Consider the following 22,959-nt stretch of genomic DNA (forward strand, 5'->3'; position numbering starts at 1 on the left):
TAGATACTTTATTTCTATTAGAATGTGAAATGAACGCCACACATGAATGTACGTGCAGTAGGGAAAGAACAGAAATTATAACCTGGAGTAAATGTACCGCCGGCATAATCCACATTATAGCCTTTATAGCCTGTGAATGTGTAAAGATTCTGTCCTGAAACATACAAGCGTACATCAGATATATACTTGCCGAACCACTTATCAGGGAAATTATAACCCAGCTCAACATTGGCTATCTTCCAATAAGCAGCATTCTGGATTTTACGTGAACTGAACAAATCATTCCAAGCCAGGCTGGCACTATTGTTCACATAAGTGCGAGGAACATCTGAAAGATATGTCAATCCGTCTTCGCTGAAACGATTGGCATCAAGCATGGCAACATCCTTATTACTCCATCCGTAGCAAGAGTTCAATGAATTGTAAATATCATCACTTACATGATAATTAAGCGCGCCGAAAGTAGCGATGCTCAAATCAAATCCTTTATACTCAAAACGGGCACTAAGACCGAAATTAACTTTAGGCAAACCACTGCCAAGCACTGTCTGGTCGTATGAGTCAACTTTACCGTCAGGCGTTCCGTCCGGACCACTGATATCCTTATATAGACAATCGCCTATCTGAGCTCCTTCCTGAACCGCATGATTGTCAAGATCTTCTTGCGTACGTGCTATTCCTTCATAAACCCAGCCATAGAACTGACCTATTTCCTCGCCTACATTAGTAATATAGGAACCAGTGATATAGGAATCTGTTCCGAATCCTAATGAAGTTACGCGGTTTTTCAGTGTACTGAGATTGGCAGAAACTTCGTATTTGAAAGCATTATCACGATTACGATAAGTAGCAGAGAACTCGAAACCGGAGTTTTCCATTGATGCAGCATTCATTGTTACTGTAGTATTTGAAACACCTGCCTGTTCAGGAACAGGAACTGCATAAAGCAAATCTTCACTGGTATTCTTATACCACTCAGCTGTAAATTCCAGACGGTTGCGGAAGAATGCAAGGTCTATACCAACGTTATAAGTTTTTTTCTTCTCCCAAGCCAAGTTATTGTCCACAAAAGTAGAAATTGCAGAACCGGTTATTGGAGAATTATTGAAGTTGTATGTCATGTTGTTTCGTGCCATTACTGCCTGATACATGTACTCGCCGATATTTTCGTTACCAAGCTCTCCGTAGCTACCACGGACCTTAAACATGTTTACTACATCTTCGCTGAACGGGAAGAAGTTTTCCTTATCAAAACGCCAACCCAAAGATACGGAAGGGAATGTCCCCCAACGAATATTCTTTGACAAACGAGAGCTGGCATCTCTACGTACTGTGGCAGAGAACAAATATCTGTCGTCATAGTTGTAATTGACACGACCGATATAAGACAAGATTGCATGTTTATATTCAAAACTTTCAGAATAGGTATCTGCTGCATTCTGGAGTTGCAGGAAATATGGTTCAGTAAAGTTAATACCCCATCCTGTAAGCAAGTCTGTATTTTCCTCCTGATATGTCTGACCTGCCACTATATTAATATGATGTTTACCTATTGTTCCGTCGTAAGTAAGGATGTTTTCAATAAGAGCATCCGAGTAATCGCGTGAGCCTTTAGTCAAACGTTCATTACTCTTGGCAAGATAAACACGGTTACTCTGTACCCATGCAGGAATCCATGTAAAATCTTTGCAATGAGTCTTACTGTATGACAAATTTATCTTATAATTCAATTTATGGTTTTTACTTTCAACACCAATCATCTTAAGCAAATCCACATCTGCTGATCCTGTACCTACAAAACGGTCAACCCTAGTGTTACGCTTTAACAAAGTATTAATCAACAAAGGATTTGATGCTGATATATCTCCATGAACTGTATCATAATAAACTCCATAGCCGTAAGCATCGTAATTGAATCCGTTTGCTATTCCCACAACATCATCAAGCACCCATGTCGATTCGTCGTATGCTTTTATGGTAGGCTGCATTAATAAAGTTCCACGCAAAACGTTTGTAACATCGCCATACAATCCCTGAACATATTCGGAAGCATTGGACATACCCATATTATCCTGATCAGAATGAGAATAAACAAAACTGGTATGGAACTTTACGAATTTAGTATCCATAGAATTATTCACACGCGCCGTAAAACGTTCATAATTAGGACCTGCTCCTTCAAGTGTACCTTTCTGGCTAAAATAGTCCAATGAAACATTATAGGTACTGCGTGAACTACCTCCTGAAAGGTTTACATTATGATTCTGACGGATACCGGTTTTGAAGACTTCATCAAACCAGTCTGTATTTGTATCATCCTGGAAACGGTATTTACCCGTAGTGCTATCAAGATGATATCCTCCAGGTAAAGGAGTGTTCGAGTTCAGACAAGCCTGACCAAGGTATTGGCTGTATTGGTCGGCATCCATCACATCATAAACGCCCTTTGATATATTATCAACACCAAAATATCCATTATAATCTACTTTCAGCGGCTGATCTTTCTGACCACGCTTGGTAGTAATGATAACCACACCATTAGCTGCACGTGATCCGTATATGGCTGCAGCCGAAGCATCTTTCAACACCTGGATAGTCTCAATATCATTTGAAGAGAAATCACGGATAGAAGTTCCCATAGGAACACCGTCTATCACATAAAGAGGTGCAGTACTTCCAAATGATCCGATACCACGGATACGTACTGTAGGGTCGGCACCAGGCTGTCCGTCGGAAGTAATCTGTACGCCCGGAACCTTACCTTCGAGCATGGAAGATATATTGGAATGCGACACCTGCTTCAGAGCTTCTGCATCGACTACAGCTACAGAACCGGTCAAATCGGACTTCTTCTGTGTACCATAACCGACTACAACCACTTGTTCCAAAACCAAATCACTCATCTGCAATTGAATGGGTTCAATAACAGCACGATTACGGACTGCGACTTCGCGTTCATTATAACCAACATAGCTTATAACAAGGACTGCATTACCAGGGACTTCCAGTTCAAAATTTCCATCCAAATCGGTGGTAGTTCCACCTTGACCATCTTTAATCCTGATAGTAGCGCCCAATAAAGGTTCACCTTGATCATCAATTACCTGACCACGAACTTTGATAGTCGGTGACTGTGCAACGGCAGCAATGGCTGAACCAGGATACATAGCTGTACCACCAAATGCACATAAGCCAAGCATTGCGGAAAAAATAAATTGTTTTTTCATTTTTTAAGTATTAAATTTTATTATACATTAATTAGTCTATAATAATCTAAAAGCAGAATATATTTTCAGTGTCTCATGTATAGAAATAAAAAGTATATCAAAACCACCTCAAAGATATATATACATATAATCATCAAGGTGGACAAACGAACATTATGGGTGGAATAAATTATATTTCAGGCCAACCGTCAGGAGTCCACTTCATTTCACGTAAAAACAACTTCGGAGTACCGTTTTCTTTTATAGAATAAGCATGCGAAACAAAATAATACTTGTCTCCGAACTTATATGCGGCGCAATGTCCGATACCGGCATATTCATCATTACCTTCTATCACCAACGTTCCTCCACCATGTTCCATAGGCTTACCATTACGGTCGAGATATGGTCCACAGACCTCTTTTGAACGTCCTACAACTACTTTATAATCACTGTCCAATCCGCGACAGCAATAATCGAATGATACAAAAAGGTAATAGAAATCATTGTGTTTTATGATAAATGGCGCCTCGACAGCATTATCACCAGCCTCCTCTCCACTGGCTTCCATAGGATTTTTGCGGCGAGAAAGCGAATACCATTCCTGAGGCTCGCAGACAGTGTTCATGTCATCGGACAAACGCACCATCTTTATACCATCCCAGAACGAGCCGAAAGCCATCCATGGAATACCTCTATCATCAATTATCAGATTGGGGTCGATGGCATTCCATGCATCACGATTAGGAACAGACTGTATCACAGGGCCGTGGTCAACCCATTTGAAATCAGGACTATCCGGATTCAAAGTCTTGTTGGTTGCATGTCCTATAGCTGATGTATTTTTCCCAAACGCGGAACAAGAATAAAACAGATGATATAAGCCGTTGTGATAAATTATATCGGGAGCCCATGTATGACCTTTATAACCATCAATCATATCGACTGCCCATTGTGGAGGATTATCAAAGACCGGCTTTTCAAACTGCCAATCAAGCATATCCCTGGACGACATTACAGATATTCCATTGCCGGTAGAAAAGAGATAGTATTTACCATCTTCTACTATCATTACCGGATCATGCGTCATTACATCCTTTACTGGAACGGAGGAATCCTGTCCATACATAATAGCAGGGACTACTACCGCTGAAAAAGCTACAAACAGTTTCGATAAATGTGTTTTCATTTCTTATTTTAGGTTTAGTATTTCCTTTACTCTGTCTGGCATTCTGTCATTAGCCAACAACGCAAATATAGAGTAAAGGATATTTTTTGTAGTGGACAAACGATGTTTAAAAGAGGACAAATGGCTATTCATTACATTTCCACATTAATCCTCCTGCTTGTCATCCATTATACTGCTCGGAGTGACGTTGAAATGTTTTGTAAAACATCGCGTAAAATACTTCGGATCATTAAACCCTACCTCGTAAGCTATCTCGGATATATTCATATTGTGTGTCGCCCTATTCTTTATCAATAATTCACGCGCAAGATTCAGCCTGTAGTTTCGCACAAACTGATTTGTGGACTGTCCTGTCAGACTTTGCATTTTTTTATTCAAGAGACTTTTACTTACACCCATTGCATCCACAAAATCCGCGACATCAAAATTAGGATTCATATAATTCTCTTTAACCACTTTAATGGCCTTGTCCAAAAACTTCTTGTCACCGGATTCCTCCTCTATTCCTAATGAATCTACATCCATGGTTAAATAGAACTTCTGCTGAAAGCGTTTTCTGTTCTCCAGAATACTTGAGATACGTGCCAACAACAAATTCTCGTCAAAAGGTTTCAGGAGATAAGAATCAACACCGGTCTTATACCCTTCGAGTCTGGCTTCATCAGAAGTCTTAGCAGTAAGCATAAGAATAGGTATATGTGAAATAGAAAAATCACTTCTTATTCTATGTGACAATTCCATTCCATCCATAACAGGCATCATTAAATCGCTGATAACGAAATCCACATTCGTCGATTTCAGTACCTGTAATGCCTCTTCACCGTTTGACGCCTCTATCACATTATAGTATTCGGCAAGAATAGACCTTATATAATCTCTCATATCCTTATTATCTTCTACTATTAGAATATTAAGTTTGCCGTTTTTCTCCTGTGACAGTGATACATCTTCATGTTCATCATCGTATACTTCATCGACTGTTTCTGTATTTTCTCCCCTTTCTACCGGCAATAATATCCTGAAGGAAGATCCTACCACAGGATTATTCATCGCCGTTACGTTACCGCCCAACAACGTTATCAGTTTCTTGCACAGATACAATCCTATACCCGTACCACTCTGTCCACTAACTGATTCGTGTCCTTGGTTATCGGCCTGATAGAAGCGGTTGAATATTCTTTCTATATCATCCTCCGGGATTCCTCTTCCTGTATCCCTTACACACATATACAGTTTCTCCTCAGAATTGTCTTTCACTATGGCAGCATAAACTGATACCAGCCCACCTTTTTCTGTGAACTTTATCGCATTGCTTATAAGATTAGTTATCACCTTACGCATAATATCCTCGTCGTACATCATGTACGGGTTATCAATGCGCCTGTAAATTCTTAGTGTAATACCTCTATCGGCAGCAAAAGCCACGAAAGGCGAAAGCAAATCGTCTAAAAATGTACTGATATTACCATGATGGCATATAATTTTCATTCTTCCATCTTCCACCTTTCTGAAATCGAGAAGCTGATTTATAAGTGAAAGGAGATACTTGCTGTTTTTCTCCACCAGATTTAGCTGTTCTATAACCTGAGGGTTATAACTCAATTTCAAAGCTCTTTCTATAGGGCCGACTATCAGTGTCAGCGGGGTTCTGAATTCATGTGTTATGTTTGTAAAGAAAGTCAGTTTATCTATCGTAAGTTCCTCTACCTTACGCGACATTTCCAATATTTTATTTTTCTGTTCGGTTATTTTCAGGTTTTGTTCTTTCAGCAGTTCATTCTGTTTTGACAGTTCTTCCGTCTGAACAGAAAGCAACTTCTGCTGTTCCTTAAGCTCTCTGGTTCTTTCCTCCACTTTATCGTGCAGTATAATCTGTTGCCTTTTCATTTCATTGAACCTCCATACCACAATCCTATAACCAATCAGGATAATGAACAATAATACAGAAATAATAAACCATGAAGTCTTATAGAAATAAGGTGTAACTTCTATTATAAGTCCATTACCGGCATCTATCCAGTTTTTACCGTCGGGGGTATATCTCAACTGGAAATTATATTTACCAGGTTTGAGATTTGTATAAGTCACCGTACGTCTATCTCTTCTCGCATCTATCCAATTATCGTCAAAACCAACCAAACGATAAGAGTATGCAGCCAGGGAAGAAGGATTATAATCCAAAGCTGCAAACTCGATAGTTAACGACTTATCCCTTTCATGCAATTCAAGTACACCATCTTCCGGATTACAAGTTTTGCCAAATACATTTATTCTGTTTATTACCAAGGGAAATTTCATACGGCTTTCTTTCTCCATTAAAGGATGTATTTCAGAAAGTCCTCCCAAACTACCTAGATATATCTTCTCTCCATTACCAGACACAGCAGTTGCATTCCAATAAAAAATATCTGAAGGCAATCCATCGTTCGATGTATATCCTACAAACATATCATCCTTAGGGTAATACCTGGACAATCCGTTAACCGTAGTAATCCATATATTACCATACCAATCTTCCTGTATTCCACGTACATTATTACTTATAAGTCCATCACTTACAGTGTAAGAAGAAAAGGTATAATCGTCATTATTGTTTACAGCACGGTATATTCCTGCCCCATTACTTCCTATCCACAAATCGCCATTATCAGCTTCAAGTACACAGGTTATACGTTCACTTTCAGGCATATGTACTCCGTCAGTGTATTTCCTGTACTTTAACTCACCTTTCAAATATGCTTTCAGATCTATCCTTAACAGTCCGTAAACAGACGACAGCCACAAATCGCCGGCTTTTGTTATGCAGGCTCCTAACGCATTGATATTTACCTCCTTTTCCGTATCTCTGAACAGTCTGTCCACTCTGTTGTTCCTAGGATTGTAAACATACACCCCATGCTGGGAACCAATCCACAATAAGTTGTTTATTGAATCATAACATAGTGTGGAAATGAATAAATCATCTATCCCATCTATTCTTTTAAACTGTTTTGCGGTACCAATTTTACGATTTATCCATCCTACTCCACCTCCCCATGTACCAATATAAAGTCTTTCCTCACTATCCAGAACCAATGAACTTACAGTATTATGACTCAGTCCGGCAGGAATATCTGTTGTAAAATGAATAAAACCATTTTTACCTTTAGGTTTACAATTAAGTCCTCCCTCAACAACTCCTACCCACAAAGTTCCATCACTATCTTCAACAATAGAATTAACGAGGTTTCTTGATAAACTGGCTGCCTGATTCTGCTGATGCAAATAGTTGGTAACATAAAGTCGTGAAGCATAAAGCTTAGTGAGACCACCTGTTTCTGTACCAACCCATACCATGTCATTACCTTTGTCATAATAAAGCACATTGACAAAGTTCGAGTTTAGTTGCGAGCCACTTCCGAAACCACCTTCATCATCATTTATAATGTGCTGAAAACTATCATATACAGGATTATAGATATTCAGTCCCATCAATGTTCCTATAATAAGAGTACCATCTCCGGCAGACGTAATATCTGTTATGTAATTCTGCGACAAAGAATACGGATTATCACGATTATACATATAATGACGTACAGTATCAGTTAATATACTGTATCTGAGCAATCCAAAACTTGTTCCTATCCACACCTCATTATTAAGAACATACATACAAAAAACCGACTGATTAAATAATGATGCCAATGAAGCTGACACCGGACTAGGCTCCTGCCACCCAGTAACGTCATCAGATACACGACATAACATATTGTCTTTCTGAAACCAGATATATCCACCTATTTCGCACATTGCAACTCCACGTTCATTTGTGCTTACATAAGATACTTTTATGACATCGCTTACCTCGCCATCATCTGTAAAAACCATTTTATATAATATGTTATTGCTACATACCCATAAATTGCCAGAACTGGAAAGAATCATTCCTGCTATCGGAGAATCCATAAACGGGACAACTGAAGATGAAATATCGGGAGTAACCACATTTAAGCTGTTTATTGAAATCAAATCTATTCCATCATCACCTGCAACCCATAGCCTGTCAAATCTGTCTTCACATAAGTGGCTGATAAAATTCGATTTAAGTTTGTACTCTTCGGTATTAGTGCTAAAGCTGACAAATTCATATCCATCGTATCGGGAGACACCTCCTCCCATAGTGGATAGCCACAAATATCCACGACTATCTTTCACTACATCATCCACAAATACATGAGGTAAACCATCCTGCATGGTAATTCCTGACAAAGTATATCTATTTATATAATTTGCCATATCTGTAGTATCTGCATTTTTTGCAGACAGCAACAGTGTTCCTATAAAAATCAATGAATACGATAGAATGTGCTTTATTCCCATAACTTAGGTTTTAATTACTCACAAAGTTAAAATCTATTTCACTATTTTGCACTATATCAAATAATGTTTTTCATGCTATTGCAGATTTATCCACCTAACATGTTTGTTTGTCCACCTGACAATACTATCAGAAAAGATATATTTGCAAAAAATTAATTTCTAATCAACATGAAAAATAAAATCAGTTTCCAGATTATTGTATTTCTTGCAGTTATATTATGCCATACATCATTTGCTGCAAATAACGACACTACATTCGTAGCTAAAGGCAATCCTGTAATTACCCATAAATATCTGGGAGATCCAGCTGCTTTGGTACACAACGGTACAGTATATATCTATGCCGGACACGACGAATGTCCTGAGCCACACCAATATTATCTGATGAACGAATGGTGTATTTTCTCTACCAAGGACATGAAAACATTTACCGAACATGCATACACTCTTAAAGCGAAAGATTTCAAATGGGCAAAAGGTGATGCCTGGGCAAGCCAGGTAATAGAGAGAAACGGCAAATTCTACTGGTATGTAACTGTTGAGCATGCTACTATACCAGGAAAATCAATCGGTGTGGCAGTGGCTGAATCTCCTACAGGTCCTTTTAAGGATGCAAGGGGCAGCGCATTGATTACTAATAATATGACAACCCAATATACACCAATAGCATGGGATGATATTGATCCTACTGTATATATTGATGATGACGGGCAGGCATATCTGTTCTGGGGTAACACTCAGTGCTATTATGCAAAACTGAAAGAAAACATGACAGAGCTTGACGGTTCCATCATTCCTATAAAACTTCCACGCTTCACTGAAGCTCCATGGATTCACAAACACGGTGAATGGTATTATCTTTCGTTCGCTTCTGAATTTCCGGAAAAGATTTGCTATGCCATGAGCAAAAGCATCAACGGACCATGGGAGTATAAAGGAATACTGAACGAACTGGCAGGTAACTCAAATACAAACCACCAGTCAATAATAGACTTCAATGGTAAATCATATTTCATTTATCACAATGGTGGTATCAACACCAACGGCGGTAGTTTCCGACGTTCTATCTGCATTGACCGTTTATACTATAATGCCGACGGTACAATAAAAAGAATACAAATGACCAGTGAAGGTATCACCAATGAATAATGCATTATAAATAAAAAAAACTATTTTTGTATCATAAAACATAATTAATACTTTATCCATGAAAAAACACTTCACTTTACTCAGCGCCTTAGCCCTCACAACATGTATGGGCATGAGCGCACAGCAGGTAAACAACATGGTTGTTCAGGCGAACAAGATTGGTGCTGAAATACAGCCTACAATGTACGGACATTTCTTCGAAGACATCAACTACGGTGCTGACGGAGGATTATACGCAGAACTTATAAAGAACCGTTCGTTCGAGTTTCCACAGAACTTTATGGGATGGGATGTATTCGGTAATGTAACATTGCTGGACGACGGTCCGTTCGACAAGAACCCTCACTATGTAAGATTGGGAGACCCGGGACATGCACACAAACGCACAGGTATTGAAAACGAAGGATTCTTCGGAATAGGTATCAAGGCAAACGAAAGTTATCGATTCAGTGTATGGGCAAGAGGTGAAAACCAGAAGATCATTGTGGAACTTATCAATAATGCTTCAATGGGAGAAAGCCAGGTAATAACATCACAGACACTGGACATCAACTCTAAGGACTGGAAGAAATATGAAATAAAGCTTACTCCGAAAGAAACATTTGCCAAAGCACACTTGCGTATCTTCCTTGCATCTGCAGGAACTGTTGACCTGGAACATGTATCATTATTCCCAACAGACACATGGAAAGGCCGTGAGAACGGATTGCGCAAAGACCTCGTACAGGCTCTAGCCGATACAAAACCCGGAATATTCCGTTTCCCAGGTGGATGTATCGTGGAAGGTACTGATCTTGCTACAAGATATAACTGGAAAAACTCTGTAGGTCCGGTAGAGAACCGTCCATTGAACGAGAACCGCTGGCACTATACTTTCACCCACCGTTTCTTCCCTGATTATTTCCAGACATACGGAATGGGATTCTATGAACTCTTCCTGCTGGCAGAAGATATGGGTGCAGAACCATTGCCTGTACTTAGCTGCGGACTTTCATGCCAGTTCCAAAATAATACTGAAGATGCACACGTAAAGGTTTGCGACCTTCAGCCATACATACAGGATGCTCTCGACCTAATAGAGTTTGCCAATGGAGCAACAAATACTAAATGGGGTGGTCTCCGTGCCGAAATGGGACATCCGGAACCATTCAACCTCAAATTCATAGGAATAGGTAACGAACAGTGGGGTCCTGAATATCCTGAACGTCTGAAATTATTCGTTGAAGCAATCCGCAAGGCATATCCTGAAATGAAGATTATCGGTTCGTCAGGTCCTAACTCAGAAGGTAAGGACTTCGAATATCTGTGGCCGGAAATGAAAAAGCTGAAAGTTGATCTGGTGGACGAACATTTCTACCGTCCTGAAGACTGGTTCCTTAACTCAGGAAGCAGATATGACAACTACGACCGTAAAGGTCCGAAAGTATTTGCAGGCGAATACGCATGCCACGGCGACGGCAAAAAATGGAATCACTTCCACGCATCACTTCTCGAAGCTGCTTTCCTGACAGGCGTAGAGCGCAATGCCGACATCGTACACATGGCTACTTACGCTCCTCTATTGGCACACGTTGAAGGATGGCAGTGGCGTCCTGACCTGATTTGGTTCGACAATCTCCGTTCGGTACGTACATGCAGCTGGTATGTTCAGAGCCTTTACGGACATAACAGAGGTACTAACGTTATTCCTTTGACAATGAATAAAAAGGCCGTTAGCGGTCAGGAGGGACAAAACGGACTGTTTGCAAGTGCTGTATGGGACAAGGATGCTAAATGTTATATCATAAAGGTTGTAAACACTTCTGAGAATCCACAGTCGCTTAACATCGAATTAAAAGGACTAAAGAAGTCTGCAAACCTAAAAGAAGGTAAATGCACAACATTCCATTCAGAAGATTTGGATGCAGAGAACACATTAGATAATCCATATAAAATTGTACCTGAAGAGAAGACTATTGAAATTAACAACAATACTATAAGTACAACAATTAACGGTATGACTTTCGCCATATATAAATTCAATATTTAATATGATTAGTCATTAAAAAAACTCTTTGTCGTTTCAATTGAAATGACAAAGAGTTTTTTTTAAAACGACAAAGCGTTTTCTGCTGATTAAATCATATTAAATTTCCCAAGTATCGTTAGTAGCAAGGAGCTCTGCGAAATTATGGTATTTCTTCTTTTCGGAAACTTCTTTTATCTGGTCTTCCACAGCCTTTTCGTATGTAGGAGCCTCAACATCACGGATTACGCCCAAAGCTATAGGGAAATCAGGACCTTCCATCAAAGCCAACTTCAACTGCAATGTATTATCCATGCAATGAGCGTCATGCACGAGGATATCCTTTTCTGTTATTCCATTTTCGCCTAATTTTACTACTTTAAGCCCGAAACCTTCCTGCATCAGTCCGAACTCCTTGTTTGGACCGAATAACATAGGTTTTCCATGCTCCAGATAGATAGCGTTACGGTCACGGTCTTCCTTCTTTGCTATTGAATTATGAGTTCCGTCGTTAAAAATCACACAGTTCTGTAATACTTCTATTACAGATGTTCCTTTGTGCTTTTCTGCAGCTTTAAGAACCTCTACAGACGGATTTCCGTCAACAGCCGCACAACGTGCGAAGAAACGTCCACGGGCGCCAAAACACAACTCTGCAGGATGGAAAGGATCCTCCACTGTTCCGTATGGTGATGACTTGCTGACAAATCCTCTTTCAGACGTTGGAGAATATTGTCCCTTTGTCAACCCATAGATACGGTTGTTCAGAAGAATGATGTTGATGTCAACATTACGGCGGATTGCATGAATGAAATGATTACCACCGATGGCAAGACCATCACCATCGCCGGAGATCTGCCATACAGTGAGTGCCGGATTAGCGACTTTCACTCCTGTAGCAATTGCCGCGGCACGTCCGTGAATAGTGTGCATACCGTATGTGTTCATATAGTAAGGCAGACGTGAAGAACATCCGATACCAGATATAACTGCAATATCCTTAGGGGCAGTTCCTATCTCCGCCAATGCTTTATGGAATGAGTTCAAAAAAGCATGGTCGCCGCATCCCGGACACCAGCGAGGCTGTCCTGCTTTATAATCGGCTGCTGTATATTTAGTTTCGCTCATAGATTATTCCTCCATTATTTTTGTGAAAGCGTCAACCAATTCCTGTACTACGAACGGCTGACCTTTAACCTGGTTAAACTGATGTAAATGCAATCCTTCTATCTTCATGCGCAGATAGCCTGCGAACTGTCCCATGTTCTGTTCAGCAACAACAATCTTCTTGTACTTGCGAAGAACTTCTTCTGTATTCTTAGGAAGAGGGTTGATGAAACGGAAGTGTGCAAGGGCAGCTTTCTTTCCATTGGCATTAAGTGTATCCATGGCAGAATGAAGATGTCCGTATGTTCCACCGAAACCTACAATCAACAAATCGGCATCTTCAGCGCCTTCTACCTCCAACAAAGGAAGAGTGTCGGCAATTTTAGCAACCTTCTCGGCGCGCAACTTAGTCATAAGATGATGATTCTCAGGCTCAGTAGATATTGCTCCGGTCTCGCTACTCTTTTCAAGGCCACCGATACGATGCATAAATCCTTCTGTTCCAGGCTTAGCCCAATAACGGACACCAGTCTCATAATTACGCAGGAACGGAGTCCAGTATGAAACCATATCAGGGGTTACGTATGGAGGATTTATATCCGGATATTCGTTCAGGTCAGGCAATTTCCAGGCTGCAGAACCATTTGCAATATATGCATCAGTAAGAAGTATCACAGGAGTCATGTGTTCCAAAGCTACCTTACAAGCTGTATAAGCGGCATCAAAACAGTCTGTAGGCGATGATGCGGCAATGACAGGCATCGGGCTCTCACCGTTTCTTCCGAACAATGCCTGCAAAAGGTCTGTCTGTTCAGATTTGGTTGGCAAACCAGTAGAAGGACCTCCACGCTGAACATCTACAATAACCAATGGCAACTCTGTTATCACAGCAAGGTTCATAGCCTCACTCTTAAGACAGATACCAGGTCCTGATGTAGTTGTGACAGCCAATGCTCCCGCAAAGGCAGCTCCTACAGCCGATGCACAACCAGCGATTTCGTCTTCACACTGAACGGTCTTAACTCCAAGTGACTTGTGTTTTGCAAGTTCGTGAAGAATATCTGTAGCCGGAGTAATAGGATAAGAACCAAGATAAAGCTGAAGTCCCGCTTTCTCTGCAGCAGCTATAAGTCCGTATGAAGTAGCCTTATTTCCATTGATATCCATATAGCGGCCGTGAGCTTTCTGATTCTTCGAAGGCACTCTGTAGCTCATGGAAACGGAAGCATGTGTATTTGCGCCAAACTGGTAACCGGCATACAATACCTGTACGTTTGCCTCAGCTATTTCGGGTTTCTTGGCAAACTTCTCACGCAAGATTTTCTCACCTACTTTTACATCACGCTGAAAAAGCCAACATACCAACCCAAGAGCGAACATGTTCTTAGTACGCAAGATGGATTTATTGTCCAGTCCGCTGTCCTTAAGACATTCCTTACACATTGTAGTTATTGAAGCCTCAACAACCTCATTCTTTATTCCCAATTCAGAGAAAGGATTTTCCAACTGAAACTGTGCCTTTTCAAAATCACGCTTCGTGAACGAATCTGTGTCTATTATTATCACAGCCTGTGGTTTACAAAACTTATATTGTGTCTTAAGAGCTGCAGGGTTCATTGCAACAAGTACATCACACTTATCGCCCGGAGTATATACTTTTCCTGAACCTATATGAACCTGAAAGCCTGAAACACCTGTAAGCGAACCTTGCGGAGCTCGAATATCTGCCGGATAATCAGGGAATGTACTGATATCATTTCCTTCAGTTGCTGATATATTGGAAAACATATTTCCGGCCAACTGCATACCGTCGCCAGAGTCTCCTGAGAAGCGTACAACCACTTCATCAATCTCCTTGACTGTCATTTCTTCTGCCATAATGTTACTATTTATAATTTTCAAAAATATTAATGTTTGCAAAAATGAGAAACTTCTTTCAAAAAAACAATAATATACGTCTATTTTTTTACAAGAAGCAAGGCATTGAGTTTTTTTACATGTAAATTATTGCATAATCAGCAAAAAGATGTATTTTTGCAAAGCGTTAAAAAACGCATGAGCTAAAACCGCCCTTGTAGTTCAACGGATAGAATAGAAGTTTCCTAAACTTTAGATAGGGGTTCGATTCCCCTCGGGGGTACAAAAGAAAGTCCAATAAATGAATGCATTCTATAAATGCATATAAAAAGAAGCACAATAATACATTGCGAAATGCATTACTATGTGCTTCTTTTTTTATGCGGTATTATTTTATAACTCCAAGTTCTTTACCTACCTTGATAAAGGCTGCAACAGCTTTATCCAAGTGAGAGCGTTCATGACCTGCAGACAACTGTACACGGATACGTGCCTGACCTTTAGGAACAACCGGATAATAGAAACCTGTTACATAAATACCCTCTTCCTGCATGCGTGCCGCAAAATCCTGAGACAGTTTGGCATCATAAAGCATAACCGCACATATAGCACTCTGAGTTGGTTTGATGTCGAATCCAGCAGCAAGCATCTTCTCGCGGAAGTACGTCACATTTTCCATAAGTTTGTCATGAAGGCTGTTACTTTCCTTCAACATCTTGAACATCTCAAGGCTGGCTCCAATAATAGCAGGAGCTACAGAATTTGAGAACAGATAAGGACGGGAACGCTGACGGAGCATATCTATTATTTCTTTTCTACCTGTAGTGAAACCACCCATAGCGCCACCGAACGCTTTTCCAAGAGTACCGGTAAAGATATCTACTCTACCATACACACCAAACTGTTCGGCAACACCGTGACCTGTAGGACCTACCACTCCTGCTGAATGTGATTCGTCAACCATAACCAAAGCATCATATTTCTCCGCCAAGTCACAGATCTTATCCATCGGAGCGACATTACCATCCATTGAGAATACACCATCTGTAGCTATGATACGGAACCTTTGAGCCTGAGCTTCTTGCAGACAACGCTCCAAATCGGCCATATCCGCATTGGCATATCTGTATCGTTTAGCTTTACACAAACGTACGCCGTCTATAATTGACGCATGGTTTAATGAATCCGAAATAATGGCATCTTCTTCGGTCAAAAGAGGTTCGAACAGTCCACCGTTAGCGTCGAAACATGCCGCATAAAGAATTGTATCTTCTGTCTTGAAATAATCTGATATAGCCGCTTCGAGCTGTTTATGCAAATCCTGCGTTCCACAAATAAAACGTACTGAAGACATACCATAACCATGGCTGTCCATAGCCGATTTTGCAGCTTCAATCAAACGCTTATTGTCCGATAGTCCCAAATAGTTATTGGCACAAAAGTTGAGAACATCTTCGCCTGCATTCACTTTAATATCGGCACGTTGTGGAGTAGTGATAATTCTTTCGTTCTTGTATAAACCGGCAGTTTCAATGTTTACAAGTTCATCTGCCAGAAATTTCTGAAATTTTCCGTACATAATATTTTTTTATGAGGTTAATAAATAATACTTTAAATGAGAATATATCATTAAGGTATAACATAATAAGTATCATGCCAAAGTTCCGATTTTTTTTTTGAATTTCAGTATTTATTACGCATATTTTTTTCATATTTATTTGAACAATAAATATCTTTGTAACATATAAAGATTAACCCAAACTAAATGCAATTATGAAAAATATCCTTATTATCGGTTCTACCGGCCAGATAGGCTCAGAACTTACCATGAAACTTCGAGGAATGTACAACGGCAACATCGTGGCTGGCTACATACCGGGTGCTGAACCAAATGAAACAATCAAAGAATCCGGACCATGCACAATAGTTGACATCACTAATGAACAACAAATAGCGGAAACAGTCTCAAAGTACAAGATTGATACTATCTATAATCTCGCGGCACTACTCTCTGCTGTCGCAGAAGCTAAGCCTCAGCTTGCATGGAAAATCGGCATAGGTGGACTTTTCAACGTCCTGGAAGTAGCAAGAACTATGAATTGCGCAGTATTTACTCCAAGTTCTATCGGCGTGTTTGGTGACAATACACCAAAAGATAAAACACCTCAGGACACAATCCGCAGCCCAAGAACCATGTATGGTGTAACAAAAGTTTCAGGCGAATTGCTAAGCGATTATTATTATATCAGATTTGGTGTAGATACCCGTTCTGTAAGATTTCCCGGACTGATATCATACGTAACTCCACCGGGAGGCGGCACTACCGACTATGCTGTAGATATCTACTATTCAGCAGCCAAAGGAGAAAAATTTGAATGCCCTATAGCCAAAGGCACATTCATGGATATGATGTATATGCCTGACGCTCTACGTGCCGCCATAGAAATCATGGAAGCGGACCCAAGCAAGTTCATTCACCGTAACTCATTCAATATTGCTTCAATGAGCTTTGATCCGGAAATAATATATAACAAGATAAAAGAATATGAGCCGGACTTCAAGATGGAATATAAAGTAGATCCTCTAAGACAGGTTATTGCGGAATCATGGCCTAATTCGCTTGATGATACTTGCGCTCGGGAAGAATGGGGCTGGAAACCGGAATATGATCTCGACTCCATGACACGCGACATGCTTGCCAAGTTGAAGGAGAAGTTCGGGAAGTAGTAAAAAAAATCCCGGCCGCATAAGAACGGTCGGGATTTTTTTTGTTATATCAATCTATGATTAAGCTTTCTTTTCGCCTTCAGGCATCTTGTTACCCATAGTAAGGTAAGCAACAGGAGAAGCCACGAACAACGAAGAAAGTGTACCGATTACAACACCGAGAATCATAGCGAACGCGAAGCTGCGGATGCTGTCACCACCAAGAATCAGGATACTCAACAATACGATAAGTGTACTGAGTGAAGTATTGATTGTACGGCTAAGTGTTGTATTCAGTGAGTCATTGAACAACTGCATACGGTTACGCTGTGGATAGAGTCCGAAGAACTCACGCACACGGTCGAAGATAACCACCTTATCGTTGATAGAGTAACCGATAGCTGTCAGGATTGCTCCGATGAATGTCTGGTCAATTTCAAGTGAGAACGGCAGGATTCCATGGAACAATGAGTAAGCACCGATAATGAACAATGTATCTATTGTCAATGCCACAGTAGCACCGATACTGAATGCGATATTGTTGAATCGGATAAGGATGTAAAGACCGATTGCTATAAGAGCGAATACTACTGACCAGATAGCTGAAGTCTTGATATCGTCAGCCACACTAGGACCTACCTTCTGAGAACTGATGATAGAACCACCTGTACGATTATCGCGGTCGATGAAGATTTCAAGAGTTGTACCTTCGCCAAGCAAGTTGCCTTCTTTCAAAGATTCGTAAAGGAATGCTTCGATTTCAGCGTCGATAGTTGGAGAGTCTTCTTCGATACGGTAGTTTGTAGTCACACGGATAGTCTTACCGTCAGTACCAAGAGCGATAGCCTGTACGTTAGCGTCACCAACTTTTGGCTGAAGGAGGTTACGTACTGTTTCAGGCTGAACAACCTGTTCGAACTGAACTACAAAGTTACGTCCACCTGTGAAGTCGATACTCTGTGCAAGACCACGAACGAAGAATGAGATGATACATACTACAATAACGATACCCCAAACAGTGAATGATTTCTTGGTTGCACCCATGAAGTTGTAGTGTACATTCTGCATCAGGTTCTTAGAAATACCAGTTGTGAATGTAAGGTTCAACCATTTGTCCTTGTTCATATAGTGTTCGTAAACAACACGAGTCAGGAACACTGCAGTGAAGAACGAACAGAGGATACCGATAATCAATGTAGTGGCGAAACCACGGATAGGACCTGTACCGAAGTTGAACAGGATGATACCTGTGATGATAGAAGTCAAGTTAGAGTCGAAGATAGCCGAGAACGCATTTGAGTAACCTTCAGACAATGCCTGACGAGTACCCTTACCAGCGCGAAGCTCTTCTTTAGTACGTTCATAGATAAGCACGTTGGCATCCACAGCCATACCGAGTGACAATACCATACCGGCAATTCCTGACATAGTAAGTGCAGCATGGAATGAAGTCAAGATACCAAGTGTGAAGAAGAAGTTTACGAACAATGCGAGATTGGCAATCATACCAGGTATGAAGCCGTACATTACGCACATGTAAACCATAAGTACAATCAAGGCAACGATGAATGACATGATACCCTGGTTGATAGATTCCTGACCAAGAGACGGACCTACGATGTCTTCCTGTACGATACGTGCAGGAGCCGGCATCTTACCAGACTTCAATACATTAGCCAAGTCTTTTGTAACTTCAGGAGTAAAGTTTCCAGTAATCTGTGAGTTACCGCCGGTGATTTCACCGTTTACGCGTGGAGCACTGTAAACATATCCGTCAAGTACGATAGCTATTTCACGGCCGATATTCTGTTTTGTAAGGACTGCCCAACGACGAGAACCTTCAGTGTTCATTGACATACTTACGCATGGCTTGTTGAACTGGTCGAACTCATCGCGCGCATTTACGATAACGTCACCTTCAAGTGGAGCACGTCCGTTACGCTGAGTTGACTTGATAGCATAAAGTTCGAATATACGGCCAGTCTTATCCATATCCGAAGCCTTAACGCCCCACATAAGTTTCAGGTCGCGAGGAAGTATATCCTTCACTTCCTTCATATTCAATACCTTATTAATCTGGATAGTATCATTATAGTCGGCATAACCTACGATACAGCCAACACCGCTCTGGTTCAACTGAAGAACAGACAACAAAGGATGTTCCTTCTTCAACTGTTCCATATCAACCTTAGCTTCAGCAGTCTCACCCTTTAATGCTGCTGTAAGGCTGTCTTTTGCAGAGACCTCAGCTTTAGCATCTTCCTTAACTTCTACAGAATCTGTAGTTTCTGAAACTGAAAGGATGTTGCGAGCACGATTGTCGGCAGAAGCCAATACAGGAACTATATCCTTAGCTTCGTATGTTTCCCAAAACTCAAGATTTGCTGAACCCTGAAGAAGTTTTCTGACACGTTCAGGTTCCTTGATACCAGGTAGCTCAACCATGATACGTCCCATTTTACCTTCAAGAGTCTGGATGTTAGGCTGAACAACACCGAAACGGTCGATACGAGTACGCAATACGTTATATGAATTTTCTACAGCAGCCTTCACTTCTTCACGTAAAGCAGCTTCTACTTCAGCGTCAGTACTACGAGTATTAACTTTGTCTTTCAATTGCTGAGTCGCAAAGATTTCAGCCAATTTACCTTCAGGAGCCTGTTTCTTATATTCTCTTACGAACAATGTGATAAAATCTTCCTGGCTTGTGACCTGCTGTTTTGCAGCTTCTGCCACTGCAGCATTGAAAGCCTCGTCAGGCTTATTGTCGGCAAGTGTTCTCACTACATCAGGAACAGACACTTCAAGAATGACGTTCATACCACCCTTCAGGTCAAGACCCAAACCAATCTCCATCTCACGGCAGTCTTTCAGCGAATAAACTCCCAACCAAACCTTCTCATTCTGCATAGAATCAAGGTAATGTGCAACACCTTTCGGATCCTGTTCCGCAAGTTTCATGTGGTGACGAGTCACGAACGAGAACGACAGGTAAAAAGCACATGCAAGAGTCAATAATAACGCAAAGACCTTTACAAATCCTTTGTTTTGCATGATAGTTTAATTTATTTTATTTTACTTTTTAATTAGATACGTTTTTTCAAGGTTGCAAATATAGCTTTTTTTTCTGTTTATAACTGAAAGAATACTGATATTTTGATAAATATGAACAAAAAAGGTCGCAAAAACGTTATTTTACGACCTTTTTATAATCTGTCATTAATTTGAATTTACTTTAAACCTCTGTTTTTCAGCATAGGTTCGATACTTGGTTCCTGTCCGCGGAACGTTACGTAAAGTTTCATCGGATCGTCCGAACCACCCTTTTCAAGAATATTCTTACGGAATGCGGTTGCAGTGGCCTGATCGAACAGGCCTTTTTCCTCGAATGCGCTGAAAGCGTCGGCATCAAGTCTTTCCGCCCACAGATAAGCATAATATCCTGCCGCATAACCACCGATGATATGATTAAAGTATGTAGCACGATAGCGAGGTGCAATCTGTGAAATAAGGCCAAGTTTATCCATTACCTGTTTTTCATATTCCATTACGTCAAGACCTTCTGTAGATGTCAGCATGTGGAATTCCATATCAAGAATAGCTGCAGCCAGAAGTTCAGTAGTCATAAATCCACTGTTGAACAGTGCCTGGTTTTCTATTTTGGCGATGAGTTCGTCCGAGATAGCTTCTCTTGTCTGATAATGTTTTGCATATACTTTCATCACTTCAGGCGCTACAGTCCAGTGTTCCATAATCTGCGAAGGCAATTCCACGAAGTCACGTGCTACGGATGTACCCGAAACGCCAAGATATTTACACTGTGAAAGCATCCCGTGGAGAGCATGTCCGAATTCATGGAACATCGTACGCGCTTCGTCTATAGACAACAAAGAAGGAACATCGCCTACAGGTTTTGTAAAGCTTCCCACATTATATATAAGAGGACGTACACCTTCTTTCTGCTCGCGGAAGTTACTCATCCACGCACCGCTTCTCTTACTTGCGCGAGGCATAAAGTCCGAATAGAATACTCCGAGATATGAGCCGTCGGCATCATTTACTATATAAGTTTCTACATCTTTATTATATACAGAGATAGAATCAACTTTAGTAAGAGTTATTCCATACAGTTTGTTAACCACATAGAATAATCCGTTTCTCACATCGTCCTGGCTGAAATATGGTTTGATTTCATCTTCGTTCATATCATATTTCTCCTGACGCAGTTTTTCAGCGTAATACCACCAGTCCCATGCTTCAAGCTTCTCGCCTTTTCCTTCCTTATCCATAATCTTCTGCAATTCAGCAGCCTCGACCTTGGCATTCTTAATTGAATATTTCCAAAGTTCATTCAGGAAGTTCATCACATTATCCGTAGTCTTTGCCATATTGTTCTGCAAAACATACTGAGCATAGTTCTCAAAGCCCATCAGTTTAGCCTTTTCAAGACGTAAAGTCAGGATTTGTTTCAATACTTCCTTATTATCGTTTGCATCACCATTGTTACCCATATTGGTATATGCAAGATACATTTTCTTTCTCAACTCACGATTCTGAGCATACTGCAGGAATGGAGTTCTGCTTGAAGCCTGAAGAGTGAAAAGCCACTTTCCGTCCATTCCGTTTGCCTTAGCCTCAGTAGCCGCGCCAGCCACAACAGATTCAGGAAGTCCGGCCAGGTCAGCTTCATTGTCAATAACCAACTGGAATGCATTGTTCTCAGCCAATACATGGTTACCGAATTCAATTGATAGAGTTGAAAGTTTTCTGTTTATCTCGCGAAGTTTTTCCTGACTTTCAGCATCAAGAGATGCTCCAGACGATACAAATCTCTTATAATATTTGTCAAGAAGATAATGTTGTTCAGTTGTGAGCTGTATTTCCCCATTAGCTTCCTGCTCGTGTACAGCAGCCACACGCTTATACAGCTCCATATTCAGATAGATATTATCATCGTGAGCTGAAAGGACAGGAGCCATTTTCTCCTCAAGAGCCATAAGTCCATCGTTAGTATCCGCCTCAGTCAAAGCGTAAAATACACCGGCCACTCTTGCCAGAATTTCACCACTGTTGTCGAGCGCTACAATGGTATTTTCGAATGTAGGAGCCGCAGGGTTCTCTACAATAGCCTTAATTTCAGCATTCTGCTGATCGATACCATTCATAAAAGCCGGTTCATAATGTTCCAACTTAATTTTGTTGAAATCAGGAGTTCCGTATGGAGTCTGGAACTCAGTCATAAACGGATTGAAATCATCCGCCTTTTGCTGGCCACATGCACATACCATGCCGCCCAAAGCCAAAGCCATCATTACTTGTTTCATATATTTTTGAGTTTTTGAGTTATTAAGTTTGTGAGTTCTTAAGTTTTTAAGTTTTAT

At 40.6% G+C, this 22,959-nt stretch carries 11 protein-coding genes and 1 tRNA gene; 4 read left to right on the plus strand and 8 right to left on the minus strand.

Features of this window, described 5'->3' with window-relative positions; translation table 11 throughout:
- Positions 1-17 precede the first annotated feature (17 nt).
- From H6A27_RS09390 to H6A27_RS09400, 3 genes are all read right to left on the minus strand, one after another.
- A complete protein-coding gene (locus H6A27_RS09390; RefSeq protein WP_204508505.1) occupies positions 18-3,227 on the minus strand; it encodes a SusC/RagA family TonB-linked outer membrane protein in 3,210 nt (1,069 codons plus the stop codon).
- A gap of 169 nt (positions 3,228-3,396) precedes the next feature.
- Positions 3,397-4,395 (minus strand): arabinan endo-1,5-alpha-L-arabinosidase, encoded by a 999-nt coding sequence (locus H6A27_RS09395; RefSeq protein WP_204508506.1) that lies wholly within the window; start codon positions 4,393-4,395, stop codon positions 3,397-3,399.
- A 144-nt stretch (positions 4,396-4,539) separates the two neighbouring features.
- A complete protein-coding gene (locus tag H6A27_RS09400; protein ID WP_204508507.1) occupies positions 4,540-8,754 on the minus strand; it encodes a hybrid sensor histidine kinase/response regulator transcription factor in 4,215 nt (1,404 codons plus the stop codon).
- A gap of 168 nt (positions 8,755-8,922) precedes the next feature.
- On the opposite strand from H6A27_RS09400, the gene H6A27_RS09405 reads away from it, so the two are divergent.
- Together H6A27_RS09405 and H6A27_RS09410 are read left to right on the plus strand one after the other, a co-directional pair.
- Positions 8,923-9,903, plus strand: coding sequence for a glycoside hydrolase family 43 protein (locus H6A27_RS09405; protein WP_204508508.1), 981 nt, complete (start codon positions 8,923-8,925; stop codon positions 9,901-9,903).
- A 58-nt stretch (positions 9,904-9,961) separates the two neighbouring features.
- On the plus strand, positions 9,962-11,932 hold the full coding sequence (locus H6A27_RS09410; RefSeq protein WP_204508509.1) for an alpha-L-arabinofuranosidase C-terminal domain-containing protein: 1,971 nt from the start codon (positions 9,962-9,964) through the stop codon (positions 11,930-11,932).
- 96 nt (positions 11,933-12,028) lie between these two features.
- On the opposite strand, the gene H6A27_RS09415 is transcribed toward H6A27_RS09410, so the two are convergent.
- On the minus strand, positions 12,029-13,036 hold the full coding sequence (locus tag H6A27_RS09415; protein WP_204508510.1) for a 2-oxoacid:ferredoxin oxidoreductase subunit beta: 1,008 nt from the start codon (positions 13,034-13,036) through the stop codon (positions 12,029-12,031).
- A 3-nt stretch (positions 13,037-13,039) separates the two neighbouring features.
- The gene (locus tag H6A27_RS09420) at positions 13,040-14,893 is read right to left on the minus strand and encodes a 2-oxoacid:acceptor oxidoreductase subunit alpha (protein WP_204508511.1); all 1,854 of its coding nucleotides are present in this window, start codon (positions 14,891-14,893) and stop codon (positions 13,040-13,042) included.
- A gap of 190 nt (positions 14,894-15,083) precedes the next feature.
- Between H6A27_RS09420 and H6A27_RS09425 the strand changes: the two genes are divergently transcribed.
- Positions 15,084-15,155: transfer RNA gene (locus tag H6A27_RS09425), tRNA-Arg, on the plus strand.
- Positions 15,156-15,260: 105 nt separating this feature from the next.
- Here the strand turns inward: H6A27_RS09425 and kbl are convergent.
- Entirely contained in the window at positions 15,261-16,451 is a 1,191-nt protein-coding gene (gene kbl / locus H6A27_RS09430; RefSeq protein WP_204508512.1) for a glycine C-acetyltransferase, read from the minus strand.
- A 194-nt stretch (positions 16,452-16,645) separates the two neighbouring features.
- Here kbl and H6A27_RS09435 point away from each other — a divergent pair, with 194 nt between their 5' ends.
- Positions 16,646-17,599: an NAD-dependent epimerase/dehydratase family protein gene (locus H6A27_RS09435; RefSeq protein ID WP_204403937.1), complete on the plus strand. Its 954-nt coding sequence runs from the start codon at positions 16,646-16,648 to the stop codon at positions 17,597-17,599.
- Positions 17,600-17,659: 60 nt separating this feature from the next.
- Here H6A27_RS09435 and secDF read toward each other — a convergent pair whose 3' ends face one another.
- Both secDF and H6A27_RS09445 read right to left on the minus strand, forming a co-directional pair.
- Entirely contained in the window at positions 17,660-20,632 is a 2,973-nt protein-coding gene (gene secDF / locus H6A27_RS09440) for a protein translocase subunit SecDF (protein ID WP_204508513.1), read from the minus strand.
- A gap of 176 nt (positions 20,633-20,808) precedes the next feature.
- Entirely contained in the window at positions 20,809-22,902 is a 2,094-nt protein-coding gene (locus tag H6A27_RS09445) for a M3 family metallopeptidase (RefSeq protein ID WP_204508514.1), read from the minus strand.
- Positions 22,903-22,959 lie beyond the last annotated feature (57 nt).

It is taken from the genome of Bacteroides caecigallinarum (genome assembly GCF_016902295.1).
Lineage (GTDB): Bacteria > Bacteroidota > Bacteroidia > Bacteroidales > Bacteroidaceae > Phocaeicola > Phocaeicola caecigallinarum_A.